The sequence below is a fragment of the Tritonibacter litoralis genome (genome assembly GCF_009496005.1).
In the GTDB taxonomy this organism is placed as follows: Bacteria; Pseudomonadota; Alphaproteobacteria; order Rhodobacterales; family Rhodobacteraceae; genus Epibacterium; species Epibacterium litoralis.
Window position 1 is genome coordinate 172,210 of record NZ_WIBF01000003.1, and the last position, 15,125, is coordinate 187,334.

Below are 15,125 nucleotides of genomic sequence, written 5' to 3' on the forward strand. Positions count from 1 at the left end.
AGTGTTTCACGTGAAACATTCGGCCTATGATGTACTCGTCGTTGGTGGTGGTCACGCCGGCACCGAAGCCGCTCATGCCGCAGCACGCGCTGGCGCGCGAACGGCTTTGATCACGCTTAAGCAATCCGGGATTGGCGTTATGTCCTGCAACCCAGCCATCGGTGGCCTGGGGAAAGGACATCTCGTCCGCGAGATTGACGCGATGGATGGCGTGATGGGGCAGGTGGCAGACAAAGCGGGTATCCAATTCCGTCTTTTGAACCGCCGAAAAGGGCCGGCCGTGCAGGGGCCTCGGGCGCAATCGGATCGCGCGATTTACCGCACTGAAATGTTGAGACTGACCCAACAGCAGAAAAATCTGGATATCATCGAAGCAGAGGTCACAGGATTTCTTTTGGATGGCAGCCGAGTAACCGGGGTTGAGTTGGCCGATGGTAGCGAAGTCGCCGGCAAATCCGTTGTCCTGACATCTGGGACTTTCTTGCGTGGTGTAATCCATATTGGGGATGTCAGCCGACCCGGCGGCCGTATGGGCGATGCGCCTTCGGTTAAGCTCGCCGAGCAGTTGGCGTCCTTTGAGCTTCCACTTGGTCGATTGAAAACAGGGACGCCGCCTCGTTTGGATGGGCGTACCATCAAATGGGATCTTTTGGATGCCCAACCAGGGGATGAGGATCCAACTTTTTTCTCTTTCCTCACGACCGAGGTTCAAGCCACGCAAGTCAACTGCGGTATTACGCATACCAACGCTGGCACCCATGACATCATTCGCGAAAACTTGAGCCGATCGGCGATGTATGGCGGTCACATTGATGGCGTAGGACCCCGGTATTGCCCATCGATCGAGGATAAAATCGTTCGATTTGCCGACAAGACTTCGCATCAGATCTTTCTGGAACCCGAGGGCGTCAATGATCACACCGTTTATCCAAACGGAATCTCGACCAGTTTGCCGGTGGATGTGCAGGAACGATACGTCCGGTCGATCTTTGGGCTGGAAGAGGCGGTTATTCTGCAGCCGGGTTATGCCATTGAATACGACTATGTGGACCCGCGTGCGTTGACGTTGGATCTTCAATTGCGGGATGTTCAAGGCCTTTATCTCGCAGGCCAGATCAACGGAACCACAGGGTATGAAGAGGCCGCGGCTCAAGGGCTGGTGGCCGGCCTGAATGCGGCGCGTTCTGCTCAAGGGCTGGAGCCTACCTATTTCTCGCGCGCGACCAGCTATATCGGGGTGATGATCGACGATCTGACGACCCACGGCGTTGCTGAACCATATCGGATGTTCACGTCACGGGCAGAGTTCAGATTGTCCCTGCGTGCGGATAACGCTGATCAGCGGTTAACGCCATTGGCAAACGAATTGGGATGTCTCGGAGAAGCACGCAAACGTGCGTTTTCTGAGAAGATGGAGAAGATCGGTTCTGCGCGGGACGTATTGGATCAGCGTACATTCACTCCAAAACAGATTTCGGCCGCAGGGATCGCGGTCAATCAGGATGGAAAGCGGCGCACCGGATTGGATGTCCTGGCGTTCCCAGATGTAAGGTTCCAAGATGTGGTTGCGCTGATGTCTGAGTTGGAAGACACGGAACCTGCCATCCGTGAGCAAATTGAGCGCGATGCTTTGTACGCCAATTACATCGCCCGGCAGGATAAAGAGATTTCGGCAATGAAGCGGGATGAGGGGTATCTGATCCCAGAAAGCTTTGATTATGACGTGTTGGAAGGTTTGTCGAACGAGTTAAAGGCAAAACTCAAAAAGGTTCGCCCGTATAACCTCGCTCAGGCCTCGCGGATTGAAGGTATGACGCCAGCGGCCTTGGCGTTGGTTCTAGCGCATTTGCGTCGTGGTTCGGTAAAAGGGAAAATTGCGTAATGTCCGAAGGTGATCTGCAGGGGCAGGATGTTTCACGTGAAACATTAGATCGGCTAAGGATCTTTGCGGATGTTCTGAAAAAGTGGAACCCCAAGATCAATCTGGTGTCAAAACGCAGCCTAGAAGATCTATGGGTTCGCCATATCGCTGATTCCGTGCAGGTCTTTAAACTGGCTCCTAAGGGAGTGGAGCACTGGCTTGATATCGGATCCGGGGGAGGCTTTCCAGGAGTTATCGCGGCAATTATCGCCGTCGACGAAAGTCCAAAGACCGCCTTTACCTTGATTGAAAGCGATCAGCGCAAGTCGGCCTTTCTGCGCAATGCAGCGCGGGAATGCGGCGTGAATATCCGCGTGATTAGTAAACGGATCGAAGAGGTAGAGGCGCAAAATGCCGATATCCTATCGGCACGCGCGCTGGCGGATCTGAGCGATCTTCTGCGTTTTGCTGAGCTACATCTTGCCAATACCGGCATCGCACTGTTCCCAAAAGGAGAAAACTGGAAAAAAGAAGTGGATAAATCGCTGGACGAATGGCGCTTTGATTTTGATCCAGTTACAAGTCTTACAGAACCAAATGCCGTCATTTTGAAAATCAGGGGAATTATACGTGTCTGATCTCAGCCGCCCTATGGGGCCTCGGATAATCGCGGTTGCCAATCAAAAAGGGGGGGTGGGAAAGACAACAACAACGATCAACCTCGCCGCTGCAATGGTGGAATGTGGTTTGCGAGTTCTTGTTGTTGATTTGGATCCGCAGGGGAACGCGTCAACCGGATTGGGAATTGCAGCGTCCGAACGCGAACTGACATCCTATGATTTGTTGGTCGAGGAAGCGCCTCTCTCAGACGTAATCCGAGCCACAGATATCGAAGATCTTTGCATTATTCCATCAACGGTTGACCTCAGCTCCGCGGACATCGAGCTGTTCACCAATGAAAAGCGGAGCTTTCTTCTGCATGATGGGCTGCGACAGACGGCCATGGATGAATATGATTGGGATTACATCCTGATCGATTGCCCGCCGTCGCTGAACCTGTTGACAGTGAACGCAATGGTCGCGGCTCATTCGGTGTTGATTCCACTGCAGAGTGAGTTCTTTGCGCTGGAGGGTGTGTCTCAGCTGATGATGACAATCCGCGATGTGCGCCAATCTGCGAATCCCGGCCTGCGCATCGAAGGTGTAGTTTTGACGATGTTCGACCGACGCAATAACCTGTCGTTGCAGGTGGAAGAGGACGCCCGTGACAATCTGGGTGATCTCGTATTTGAAACAAAAATCCCGCGAAATGTTCGGGTCAGCGAAGCGCCTTCTTTTGCTTTGCCCGTCCTGAGCTATGATACCAATTCTCTAGGCGCTAGAGCTTACCGTGCGCTGGCAGAAGAGATGTTGGGTAAACATCAAAATGTAGCGGCACAATAAAAGCGGAGGCACAAATAATGGCAAAAGAAAAAGGAAAACCCCGCGGTCTTGGTCGCGGACTATCGGCACTAATGGCAGACGTAAATCCAGAACCTGTGAGCACAGAAACGCAGGCACCCCGGAACGCAGAAATTCTGGTTCCCATTGAAAAAGTAAAAGCCAACCCGGATCAGCCGCGGCGTCAGTTCCTCCAGGAGGATCTGGATGATTTGACGGCCTCGATCAAAGAGAAGGGTGTTCTTCAGCCTCTGATCGTGCGGCCCAAACACGGCGGTTATGAAATCGTTGCGGGCGAACGCCGGTGGCGCGCCGCGCAGGCGGCGCAGTTGCATGAGGTTCCGGTTCTGATCCGGGATTACTCGGATCTTGAGATGATGGAAGTTGCCATCATCGAAAACATCCAACGCGCCGATCTCAACGCGATGGAAGAGGCGCTGAGCTACAAGCAGCTGATGGAAAAATTCGGCCACACGCAGGAGAAAATGGCTGAAGCGCTGGGGAAAAGCCGGAGCTACATCGCCAACCTCGTGCGTTTGTTGCATCTGCCGGATGACGTCCAGCAGCTGGTACATGAACGCCAGCTCTCAGCCGGCCACGCCCGGGCGCTGATTACGACGGACAATGCATCGGACCTTGCGAAGAAGATCGTCAAAGGGGGTCTGTCAGTTCGCGCGACCGAAGCCTTGGTGAAGAAATCCGCCAGTGGAGACAAGCCGGTTGCTGTGCGCAAAACCAAGACATCAGAGGAAAAGGACGCCGATACGCGTGCCTTGGAGGATGATCTGTCTGCGGCGTTGCGGATGAAAGTTTCAATTGATCACAAGCCAGGAGGGGAGGCGGGTTCGATTACCATTGCCTACGGCAACCTCGATCAATTGGATGATCTTTGCAATATGCTCAGCCGTTAGGGCGGGTCCAAATAAACAGCATAACCAGGCTGAGGGTAACGGCTTGGATCGCCAAGATGTGTGGCGCAAGGCCAAAGACCAGAGAAATCAGAAATACAGCGGCCACTGAAACAGTGGCCGCTTTTTTTGCGCCTGGGCGGATGGCACCGCTTTCCTGCCAATCGATGATCATCGGGCCAAATGTATTGTGGCTGAGTATCCAGTCGTGCAGGCGGCTGGAGGACCGGGCAAAAAAGAACGCGGCGAGCAGCAGAAATGGAACGGTTGGGAGGAGGGGAAGGACAACGCCTATGCCCGCTAATCCAACACAGAGCAGCCCCAAAACAGCAAAGACATATCGCATTTTAATCCACCAGAAGTTCGCGAAGCACCGCGTTCAAAACAGCACGACCGGAGTCGGTGGCAATCAGGCGGCCGTCGGTCTCCCTTACCATGCCGATTTCTGAAAGCTGTGCAATGCGGCCTTGTGGCAGAGGTTGGCCGTTTAACTGCGCAAACCGATTGACGTCTATTCCTTCAGCAAGGCGCAAACCCATCATCAGGAACTCGACAGCGCTGTCGGTTGCCAAAAGGGGTGTTTCCTCGCAATACCCAGAACCAAGTTTGACATCCCGTAGCCAGGCGCCAGGAGCACGGGTGCTTTCGGTTGCAACGCGCCGCCCGCTCTGCGTAACCCGCCCATGGGCGCCGGGGCCGATGCCGATGTAGTCGCCATACCGCCAGTAGATCAGATTATGTTTGGATTCCGCACCGGGTTTAGCGTGGTTCGAAATCTCATACCCGGGCATGCCAAAATCGGCACAGATATCCTGTGTCGCCTGGTACATATCGGCGGCGCTGTCATCGCTCGGCAGGTCCCGCAATTTGCCCACGGCATATCGGTCACCAAAGGCAGTGCCGTCTTCGATCGTGAGCTGGTAGAGAGACAGGTGATCAATTGCCATCGATAGGGCATCGCGCAGCTCATCCTGCCAGGCGTCCAAGGTCTGTCCCTGACGCGCATAGATCAGATCAAAACTGACACGATCAAAACAGGCGCGGGCCACGTCAAAGGCCTTGCGTGCTTCTGCAACGGAATGGATGCGACCTAGTCGACGGAGATCTTCGTCGTTCAGGGCCTGTATCCCCATGGAAATCCGGTTCACGCCACCGTCGCGATAGCCGGCAAAACGACCGGCCTCAACCGATCCGGGATTGGCCTCAAGGGTGATTTCGATGTCGTTGGCGAAGGGCCAGATTGTCTTGGCGGTGTCGATCACGCCGGCGACGGTGTCTGGTGTCATCAGGCTGGGAGTGCCGCCACCAAAAAAGATGGAGTTTAAAACGCGACCTTCGGTTCCCACTGAGGCGCGTTTGAGTTCGGCTTGGTAGGCGATTAGCCAATCCGTTTGATTGATGGATTGGCTGACATGGCTGTTGAAATCGCAATAGGGGCATTTGGCCTGGCAGAAGGGCCAATGCACATAAAGACCAAACCCCCCATTCCGCCAATCATCCACCGAAGCACCCTTGGACAAATTGGGCCACCGCACGACCGCGATGGCTGATCTTGTTCTTTTCTTCCTTGGGCATTTCCGCGCAGGTCAACTCACGCCCTTCGGGGACAAACATCGGATCATAACCAAAGCCGGCGTCACCCCGGATCGGCCAGACCAAGGAACCGGGCATCACACCTTCGAACACTTCGTCATGCCCATCGGGCCATGCGATCACTAGGGTGCATCGAAACTGCGCGGTGCGCGGTGCGTCTGGACCTTTGGCGGCGATCTCATTATTGGCGCGGGTCATCGCCATCATGAAGTCGCGCCCATTGCCGGTCTCGGCCCAATCCGCGGTGTAGACACCCGGCGCACCATCCAATGCGTCGATGGTGATACCGCTGTCGTCGGACAATGCGGGCAGGCCGGTTGCCTTAGCCGCTGCATGTGCCTTAATCCGGGCGTTGCCGACAAATGTGTCTTCAGTCTCTTCCGGCTCAGGCAACTCCATCTCGGCAGCACCCACCACGGCAACGCCAAAGGGGGCAAGGATTTCAGAAATCTCGGTCAGTTTGCCTTTGTTATGGGTGGCGACCAGCAAGCGGTCGCCTTGAAACTTGCGGGTCATTTGCAGGCTGCCTTTTGGATCTCGACCAGCTCAGCTGCGCCCTTGGTTGCCAAATCCATCAGCTGGTTCATCTGGTCACGCGAGAACACAGATCCTTCCGCCGACATCTGAACTTCGATCAGCTTGCCGGATCCGGTCATGATGAAATTGCCGTCTACCCCCGCTTCAGAGTCTTCTGGATAGTCTAGGTCAAGCACGGGCTGGCCCGCGTAGATCCCACAGGAGACAGCGGCAACCGGATCAACCAACGGATCGATAGATACGTCGCCAGCTTTCATCAGCTTGTTCACAGCCAGACGCAGGGCAACCCAACCACCGGTGATGGACGCGCAACGGGTGCCGCCATCAGCTTGCAGAACGTCGCAGTCCACGGTGATCTGACGTTCACCCAAAGCAACACGGTCCACTCCTGCACGCAGTGCGCGACCGATCAGACGCTGGATCTCAACCGTGCGGCCGCCCTGTTTGCCGCTGGCAGCTTCGCGGCGCATGCGGGTGTTGGTAGCGCGCGGCAGCATGCCGTATTCCGCTGTGACCCATCCCAAGCCGGAGCCCTTGATAAAAGGGGGCACACGCTCGTCGATTGTGGCGGTGCACAGAACATGGGTATCGCCGACCTTGATCAGGCAGGAGCCTTCGGCATGTTTGGTAAAACCGGTCTCAATTGAGATCGAGCGCATTTCGTCAAGCTGTCGTCCGGAGGGTCGCATGGCATATCCTTTATCTGATGTGGTTGGGATAGCCTTCGCGGGCTAACATTTGCAAGATCGATTGGACTTTTGCTCGGCGCAGGAGATGACAAGCGGGTGCTTTCCGCATATTTGTTTTGGAGAATAAAGGCTGCAACGGTCACAGTGTTTGTATGAACGAAGAACATAACATCCTGTCAGATCTGAACGACCGCTCGCGCGAAGTGTTCCGGACCGTGGTGGAGGCCTATCTGGACAGTGGCGAGCCGGTAGGCAGCCGCACCTTGACGCGGTCTTTGAGCGAGAAGATCAGTGCAGCCACCGTGCGCAACGTGATGCAGGATCTGGAGTATCTGGGCCTTTTGAACAGTCCGCATATCTCAGCAGGGCGGGTGCCGACCCAATTGGGCCTGCGGATGTTTGTGGACGGATTTCTGGAAGTTGGGGCGCTGGGGTCCGATGATCGCGAGAAGATCGATGCCACCTTGTGCAACGATGCATCCGACGTGGATGGGATGCTCGACCGTGTTGGATCGGCTCTGTCAGGCGTGACCCAAGGGGCCTCGCTGGTGCTGACGCCCAAACATGAAGCGGAAGTGCGCCATATCGAATTTGTCTCCCTGGCGCCGGACCGCACTCTGGTGGTTTTGGTGTTCTCGGACGGCCATGTGGAGAACCGCTTGTTCACACCGCCGGCGGGGCAAACACCCAGCTCTATGCGGGAAGCTGCGAATTTCCTGAACGCCCTGATCGAGGGTCGCACTCTCAGCGACATCCGTCGTGACATTCAGGGACAGATTGACACCCGCAAACAGGAAATCGACGTACTGGCGCGCGGCTTGATCGAAAGCGGTTTGGCGCAATGGGACGGCGTCGGCGCAGATAGTGAACGGTTGATTGTGCGCGGTCGTTCGAATCTTTTGGCGGAAGGTGGCGCTGAAGATGAGTTTGAACGTATGCGCAGCCTGTTTGATGATCTGGAACGTAAGCGTGACATTGCCGATTTCCTCAAACTGACCGAGGAAGGCGACGGTGTGCGCATTTTTATCGGTTCTGAGAACAAACTTTTTTCACTTTCGGGTTCCTCTTTGGTGGTGTCTCCCTATATGAACGCGGATCGAAAGATTATTGGCGCGGTGGGGGTCATCGGCCCGACGCGTTTGAACTACGGACGAATTGTGCCGATCGTGGATTACACGGCGCAACTGGTCGGCAAGATCTTGTCCGACCGGAGTTAGAGGTGAAACATGGCAGAGCCGAAGAACGACGACTTTTTGGATGACATCGAAGCCGCCGAAGCGGAAGAGCTGGCGAGTGAAATCGAAGAGATCGATGATCAAGCACTGGAGCTGGACTCGCTACGGGCAGAACGGGATGAGCTGAAAGACCGCTTTATGCGCGCTCTGGCGGATGCGGAAAATGCCCGCAAACGCGGCGACAAAGCCCGCCGTGAGGCAGAGCAATATGGCGGGTCCAAACTGGCGCGGGATCTGCTGCCGGTTTTCGACAATATGAAGCGTGCGGTTGAATCTGCAAGTGACGAGCAGAAAGAGGTTTCAGCTGCTTTGATCGAAGGCGTTGAACTGACCATGCGCGCGCTGTTGGATGTGTTTGGTAAACATGGGGTGCGGGTTGTGTCGCCAGAGGTTGGCGACCGGTTTGATCCGCAGGTTCATGAGGCAATGTTTGAAGCACCCGTGCCGGGCACCAAAGCCGGCGATATCATTCAGGTTTCCGCCGAAGGGTTTATGCTGCACGACCGTCTGCTGCGTCCCGCGCAGGTTGGTGTGTCATCGACACCGGGCTAAATCGGCCCCTTCGGGGCCGATGCCTTCGGCGAGAGTATTTTTGAAAAGATGAAAGGCGGCAGGTTTTCTCCTGCCGTTTTGTTATTAAGAGCTGCTGGCCTCTTTGAGGCGATAAAGCGCTTCGAGAGCTTCCCGTGGAGATAGGTCGTCAGGGTTGAGATCACCAAGCAGGGTTTCCACAGCAGACGGCACGGATGCCATAGGCTGTGGTTGCGGTGGTGGTGCCGCCGCAAAAAGGGGCAAATCGTCAATCTGGATTGAGCTACCGCCACCCTCGCGGCTGCTTCTCTCTAGCATGTCCAACACGTCACGCGCGCGGGCGACAACAGATGCGGGCAGGCCAGCCAATTGTGCTACCTGAACCCCATAGGAGCGGTCTGCCGCGCCTTTGCGTACTTCGTGGAGGAAGATGACCTCGCCTTCCCATTCTTTGACCGACACTGTGGCGTTGCTGACGCCGGGCAGTTTTGCCGCCAATTGAGTCAATTCATGATAGTGGGTGGCAAACAGCGCGCGGGAGCGGTTCACTTCGTGCAGATGTTCCAAAGTGGCCCAAGCGATTGAGAGACCGTCATAAGTGGCAGTGCCGCGTCCGATCTCATCCAGGATCACCAATGCGCGATCATCGGCCTGGTTCAGGATGGCTGCTGTTTCCACCATCTCCACCATAAATGTGGAACGTCCGCGGGCCAGATCATCCGACGCGCCCACGCGGCTGAAAAGTTGGCTGACCAGGCCGACATGGGCGGTTTCGGCCGGCACATAGCTACCCATCTGTGCCAACAGCGCAATCAATGCGTTCTGCCTCAGGAAGGTTGATTTACCCGCCATGTTCGGTCCGGTTAACAGCCAGACGGCGGCACCGTCCGTAGCGGAGAGATCACAGTCATTCGCGACAAAAGGCTCGCCGCCCTGTTGGCGCAGCGCTTGTTCCACCACCGGATGACGCCCGCCGGTCACTGCAAAGGCGCGACTGTTGTCGACCTTGGGACGACACCAGTTTTCCGCGCGTGCCAAATCCGCCAAGGCGGTGATGAGATCCAGCTCGGCAAAGCCGCGGGCTGCTTGGTTCAGGCGGGCCGCGACGTTGAGAATGGCGTTGGAAAGTGTTTGATAGAGCCGTTTTTCTATCTCTAGAGCCAGATTGCCGGCATTCAGGATCTTGGTCTCAAGCTCGCTCAGCTCCACGGTGGTAAATCGGACCTGATTGGCCGTGGTTTGGCGGTGGATGAAGGTCTCAGACAGGGACTGTGACAACATCTTCTCAGCATGGGTGGCGGTTGTTTCGACAAAATAGCCCAGCACATTGTTGTGCTTGATTTTGATGGAAGAGATCCCGGTCAGTTCTGCATATTGCTGCTGCAGTCCGGCAATCACAGACCGCCCCTCGTCCCGAAGGGTGCGGGCCTCATCCAGCTCGGGATTGTACCCTTCGGCAATAAATCCACCATCACGTGCCACCAAGGGTGGCTCTGCTACAAGGCTTGCATCCAACAGATCCAAAAGTGCGTCAAACCCTGCGAGGTTCGCGGCGGCACCTGCCATCAAATGAGGAAGCTCGTAGTTCGCGAGAAAACTGCGAATGGCCTCACCTTGGGTCAGTGCGTTGCGGATAGCCGCCAGATCACGGGGGCCTGCGCGTTCCAAAGCCAGGCGGGACAGCGCGCGGTCCATATCAGGGGTCTTGCGCAGATTGTCCCGGATACTGGTGCCAAGTGTCGGGTCGGAATGAACGCGGTCCAAGGCCTCAAGCCGGGCGGCAATGATATCCAGACTGCGCGACGGGCTGGACAGGCGTTGTTCCAACAGGCGTGCGCCGCCGGGGGTCACAGTTCGATCGATCACCGACAACAGCGAACCGGCCCGCGCCCCAGACAAAGACCGCGTCAGTTCCAGATTTCGGCGGGTCGCGGCATCAATCTGAACCACTCGGTCTTCTGCTTCTTGGACCGGTGGTTGCAGAAGCGGCAGTTTGCCTTTTTGGGTGATCTCAAGATAGTCGATCAACGCACCCATGGCTGAGATTTCAGCGCGTTGAAACGTGCCAAACCCGTCAAGGGCCCCCACGTTGAACAAGGTACAGAGCCGTTTTTCAGAAGCCGTGCTGTCAAAACTGGCCTTACCCAAAGGGGTCAGTGGGATTTTATATTCATCGGCGAGGGGCAGGCAGTGATCGTAAACCGGGCCATCGGCCACGATGAGTTCCGAAGGGGCCAGTCGCGCCAGTTCTGGTGACAGGCGAACCCGCGCGACGGGCATCACGTGAAACGCACCCGTTGAAATATCGGCCCAAGCCAATGCGGCACTGTCGCGCAATTCGCTGTAGGCTACCAGAAAGTTGTGGCGCCGGGCTTCCAGCAGGGAATCTTCGGTCAGGGTGCCGGGCGTGACCAGCCGGACCACGTCACGTTTGACAACCGCTTTGTAACCGCGCTTTTTGGCTTCGGCGGGGCTTTCCATCTGCTCGCCAACGGCGACGCGGAAACCTTTGCGGATCAGGGTGAGCAAGTACCCTTCGGCGGCGTGAACTGGGACGCCACACATGGGGATGTCCTCGCCCTCGTGTTTCCCCCGTTTGGTAAGCGCGATGTCCAGGGCTTCGGCGGCATTGACCGCATCTTCAAAGAACATCTCATAAAAATCACCCATCCGGTAAAACAGAAGGGCGTCAGGGTACTGCGCCTTGATGTCGAGATATTGAGCCATCATCGGCGTCACGGTCATACGGTTGTCCCCCGGAGTTTCTATGCCAGAGATCTACAATGGCATGACTCCGAGGGCAAACCCGTATGTGGCTCTGGGATCAGGGCTTAATAAAGGCCCAGCAATGCCTGTGGCGCTGAATTGGCAATCGACAAGGAATTGTAACCCAGTTGCTGCTGCGCTTGAGACGCCCTCAATTGGACTGCTGCTTCCTCGATATTTGTGTCTATCAAGGCGCTCAGGCCTTCTTTGATGGCGTTAGATTGCGCACCGTTGAAATCCTGCTGTCCCGAAACACGGCTAGCGGAGGCGCCAAGACGGGCAGCGCCATCCACGGCAAATCGCAGGAACCCTTGGATTTCGCTCAGCGCGGTCTGGGCGCTTGCGGGATCGGTCACAGTGGTCCGATTGTCCAGATCAAAACTGGCGCTGCCTTCCAGATCCAGGCTGCCGACATCAATGGTCGAAAGCGTCGATGCATCATTGCCAACGCGGCTCAAAGACGCTCCAACCGTGAGAGTATTAGACCCTGTGCCGTCAATATCGGTCTTCAGAAGGTTCACACCATTGAACTGAGTGGACGAGATGATGGATTTAATCTGATCCGTCTTCTCGGCCAGCTGCGCTTCGATTTTTCCGAAGTCCGCGCCGGTACTGGACCCAAGAATTGCCAGCTGTTTCATCTCCTGCAATGTATCAGAGACGAACTCTGCACCCACGGATGCAACCCGCAATGTCGCCTCGCCAAGGGCAAGGGTGTCATCCAATGCCTCCAGCCCGCTGATGTCGGCCTTTTGCAGTTCGCTGATCGCCCAAAGGGCAGGGTTGTCCTTTGGGCCATTTACCGTTTGGCCGGTGGACACGTTGTTCTGGGTGGTTTCCAAGTCTTGGTTTATTCCACCCAACATCTGCAGCGCGGTCATTGCGCCAGTATTGGTTTGAAAACTGATCACGGCTCTGGTCTCTCCATTTCGGAAGCACGCTAATGAAACCCAGTTAAGGGTCGTTTCCGTATCGTGAGAGCCTTCTGGCTCGGCCTAGTCCCGACAAAAGGTAAGGCGCGGGTTAACTGGTTAACTTACCCATTAAGGATTAATTTCGATTTGGAGCGGTGAGGTGTCGCAAATAGGGCAGCAATGTGGCGAGTATTTCAAATGCATTAATCTTCTTGTTAACGGTAACGCGCGTTGTGAGGCGCGCCGGGATTCTCTAAACCCGATCTAGAAAAGTAAGAGGATGCCGCACGATGCCCAAAGCAAAGATCACGCGCGAAGAAGCGCTTGCCTTCCATCTGGAACCAACTCCTGGCAAATGGGAAGTGCAAGCCACCGTGCCGATGACCACGCAACGTGATCTATCGCTGGCCTACAGCCCCGGCGTTGCGGTCCCCTGTGAGGACATCGCGGAAAACCCGGAACTGGCTTATGATTACACGAACAAGGGGAACCTTGTTGCGGTGATTTCAAACGGCACGGCGGTTCTGGGTCTGGGCAATCTGGGCGCATTGGGTTCCAAACCGGTGATGGAGGGGAAATCGGTTCTCTTCAAACGGTTTGCGGATGTGAACTCGATCGACATCGAATTGGACACCGAAAACCCGGATGAGTTTATCAACGCGGTCAAGCTGATGGGGCCAACCTTTGGCGGCATCAACCTGGAAGACATCAAAGCGCCCGAGTGTTTCATCATTGAGCAAAAGCTCAAGGAAGAAATGGATATTCCGGTCTTCCACGATGACCAGCACGGCACCGCTGTGATTTGCGCTGCGGGCTTGCTCAACGCTCTGCATCTGTCCGGAAAGAAAATCGAAGACGTGAAAATCGTTCTGAACGGTGCTGGCGCCGCCGGGATCGCCTGTATCGAACTGCTCAAATCCATGGGCGCACAGCATCAAAACTGTATCGTCTGCGACACCAAAGGTGTGATCTATCAGGGTCGGACCGAAGGGATGAATCAATGGAAATCGGCCCATGCCGTGACCACCGAACTGCGCACCCTGGAAGAGGCAATGAACGGTGCTGACGTTTTCTTGGGCGTGTCGGTCAAAGGGGCCGTGACCCAGGAGATGGTTAAGTCCATGGCCGACAATCCGGTTATCTTTGCAATGGCGAACCCGGATCCAGAGATCACACCCGAAGAGGCGCATGAGGTTCGCGTAGATGCGATTGTGGCGACCGGGCGTTCGGATTATCCGAACCAGGTGAACAACGTTTTGGGCTTTCCTTACTTGTTCCGTGGAGCCCTGGATATCCATGCCCGCGCGATCAATGACGAGATGAAGATTGCCTGCGCGCATGCATTGGCGAACCTGGCCCGCGAAGACGTTCCGGACGAGGTGGCGCTGGCCTATGGCAAATCGCTGACATTTGGTCGCGACTACATCATCCCGACCCCCTTTGATCCGCGCCTGATCCACCGGATCCCGCCAGCGGTTGCCAGAGCGGGGATTGAAACCGGCGTGTCGCGTCGTCCGATCATTGACATGGACGCTTATGAGTTGAACCTCAAAAGCCGCATGGATCCAACGGCCTCGATCCTGCGCAGCCTGAACGCCCGTGCGCGGACCGCACAATCGCGGATGATCTTTGCCGAAGGGGACGACCCGCGCGTCTTGCGCGCTGCGGTGACCTATCAACGGTCTGGCTTCGGCAAGGCCTTGGTTGTGGGGCGCCCTGAAGACGTCAAAGAGAAGCTGGAGGCAAGCGGTCTGGGCGATGCGGTTCGCGAATTGGAAGTGATCAATGCGGCCAACTCTCCGCATTTTGAGACCTACAAAGATTTCCTGTATGAGCGTTTGCAGCGCAAAGGGTTCGACCAAAAAGACATCCACCGTCTGGCGGGCCGTGATCGGCATGTGTTCTCAGCGCTGATGCTGGCACACGGTCAGGGCGATGGTCTGGTGACCGGCGCAACACGCAAATCCGCCTATATTCTGGATCGGATCAACCATGTGTTTGATGCTGATGGTACCAAAGGTGCGGCCGGTGTAACCGCCTTGTTGCACAAGGGGCGGATTGTTCTGATTGGCGATACGTTGGTGCATGAATGGCCAGACCAGGAAGATCTGGCAAACATCGCCGAACGCGCTGCAGGTGTGGCCCGTCACATGGGTCTGGACCCGCGCGTGGCCTTTGTCAGCTTCTCTACCTTTGGCTATCCGGTGTCGGAACGGGCTGAAAAGATGCACCTGGCGCCGGCGGTTCTGGATCGACGTGGGGTTGATTTCGAATACGAAGGTGAGATGACCGTAGATGTGGCGCTGAACAGTCGTGCCCAGGACGCCTATCCGTTCCAGCGTTTGACCGGGCCTGCAAACATCCTGATCGTACCTGCCCGCCATTCCGCATCGATTTCGGTCAAGCTGATGCAGGAAATGGGCGGTGCCACCGTCATCGGCCCCATCCTGTCGGGGGTGAACAAGCCGATCCAGATCTGTTCAACCACGTCCACGGCCAATGACGTGTTGAACATGGCCATCCTGGCGGCAAGCAACATCGGATAACTACTCCGAATTAGAGAGGGGCGTTAGCCTCTCTCTTTTGGGTTCGCAATTGTCGCCGCAGGGTGAGACCAAGGTTGAGTTCCCGGTTGACCTGGCTATGAGATT

Annotated in this window: 13 protein-coding genes; 7 read left to right on the forward strand and 6 right to left on the reverse strand. The window is 56.1% G+C overall.

Features of this window, described 5'->3' with window-relative positions; translation table 11 throughout:
* Positions 1-10 precede the first annotated feature (10 nt).
* The 4 genes from mnmG to GFB49_RS07120 are packed head-to-tail and all read left to right on the forward strand — an operon-like array spanning position 11 to position 4,212.
* The gene (gene mnmG / locus GFB49_RS07105; RefSeq protein ID WP_343032502.1) at positions 11-1,882 is read left to right on the forward strand and encodes a tRNA uridine-5-carboxymethylaminomethyl(34) synthesis enzyme MnmG; all 1,872 of its coding nucleotides are present in this window, start codon (positions 11-13) and stop codon (positions 1,880-1,882) included.
* Positions 1,882-2,499, forward strand: coding sequence for a 16S rRNA (guanine(527)-N(7))-methyltransferase RsmG (gene rsmG / locus GFB49_RS07110; protein ID WP_153215162.1), 618 nt, complete (start codon positions 1,882-1,884; stop codon positions 2,497-2,499). The genes mnmG and rsmG overlap by 1 nt, the downstream gene beginning before the upstream one ends.
* Positions 2,492-3,304 (forward strand): ParA family protein, encoded by an 813-nt coding sequence (locus GFB49_RS07115; protein WP_343032503.1) that lies wholly within the window; start codon positions 2,492-2,494, stop codon positions 3,302-3,304. The genes rsmG and GFB49_RS07115 overlap by 8 nt, the downstream gene beginning before the upstream one ends.
* Positions 3,305-3,321: 17 nt before the next feature.
* Positions 3,322-4,212, forward strand: coding sequence for a ParB/RepB/Spo0J family partition protein (locus tag GFB49_RS07120; RefSeq protein ID WP_153215163.1), 891 nt, complete (start codon positions 3,322-3,324; stop codon positions 4,210-4,212).
* Here the strand turns inward: GFB49_RS07120 and GFB49_RS07125 are convergent.
* The 4 genes from GFB49_RS07125 to rph are packed head-to-tail and all read right to left on the reverse strand — an operon-like array spanning position 4,202 to position 7,028.
* The gene (locus tag GFB49_RS07125) at positions 4,202-4,555 is read right to left on the reverse strand and encodes a YbaN family protein (protein ID WP_153215164.1); all 354 of its coding nucleotides are present in this window, start codon (positions 4,553-4,555) and stop codon (positions 4,202-4,204) included. The two genes, GFB49_RS07120 and GFB49_RS07125, sit on opposite strands and share 11 nt — an antisense overlap.
* A 1-nt stretch (position 4,556) precedes the next feature.
* Positions 4,557-5,711, reverse strand: a complete 1,155-nt coding sequence (hemW, locus tag GFB49_RS07130) for a radical SAM family heme chaperone HemW (RefSeq protein WP_343032504.1) — start codon at positions 5,709-5,711, stop codon at positions 4,557-4,559.
* Entirely contained in the window at positions 5,704-6,318 is a 615-nt protein-coding gene (gene rdgB, locus GFB49_RS07135) for an RdgB/HAM1 family non-canonical purine NTP pyrophosphatase (RefSeq protein ID WP_153215166.1), read from the reverse strand. The genes hemW and rdgB overlap by 8 nt, the downstream gene beginning before the upstream one ends.
* Complete coding sequence (gene rph / locus GFB49_RS07140; protein ID WP_153215167.1) at positions 6,315-7,028, reverse strand: ribonuclease PH; 714 nt, start codon at positions 7,026-7,028, stop codon at positions 6,315-6,317. The genes rdgB and rph overlap by 4 nt, the downstream gene beginning before the upstream one ends.
* A 152-nt stretch (positions 7,029-7,180) precedes the next feature.
* Between rph and hrcA the strand changes: the two genes are divergently transcribed.
* Positions 7,181-8,245 carry a heat-inducible transcriptional repressor HrcA gene (gene hrcA, locus GFB49_RS07145; RefSeq protein ID WP_153215168.1) on the forward strand — a complete coding sequence of 355 codons (1,065 nt, stop codon included), beginning with the start codon at positions 7,181-7,183 and terminating at the stop codon, positions 8,243-8,245.
* 9 nt (positions 8,246-8,254) lie between these two features.
* Entirely contained in the window at positions 8,255-8,815 is a 561-nt protein-coding gene (locus GFB49_RS07150; RefSeq protein ID WP_153215169.1) for a nucleotide exchange factor GrpE, read from the forward strand.
* Between the two features lie 84 nt (positions 8,816-8,899).
* Here the strand turns inward: GFB49_RS07150 and mutS are convergent, their stop codons facing one another.
* Complete coding sequence (gene mutS / locus GFB49_RS07155; RefSeq protein WP_153215170.1) at positions 8,900-11,539, reverse strand: DNA mismatch repair protein MutS; 2,640 nt, start codon at positions 11,537-11,539, stop codon at positions 8,900-8,902.
* Positions 11,540-11,625: 86 nt separating this feature from the next.
* Complete coding sequence (locus GFB49_RS21405) at positions 11,626-12,471, reverse strand: flagellin N-terminal helical domain-containing protein (RefSeq protein WP_343032505.1); 846 nt, start codon at positions 12,469-12,471, stop codon at positions 11,626-11,628.
* Positions 12,472-12,764: 293 nt separating this feature from the next.
* On the opposite strand from GFB49_RS21405, the gene GFB49_RS07165 reads away from it, so the two are divergent.
* The gene (locus GFB49_RS07165) at positions 12,765-15,020 is read left to right on the forward strand and encodes an NADP-dependent malic enzyme (protein ID WP_153215171.1); all 2,256 of its coding nucleotides are present in this window, start codon (positions 12,765-12,767) and stop codon (positions 15,018-15,020) included.
* The last annotated feature ends 105 nt before the right edge of the window (positions 15,021-15,125 follow it).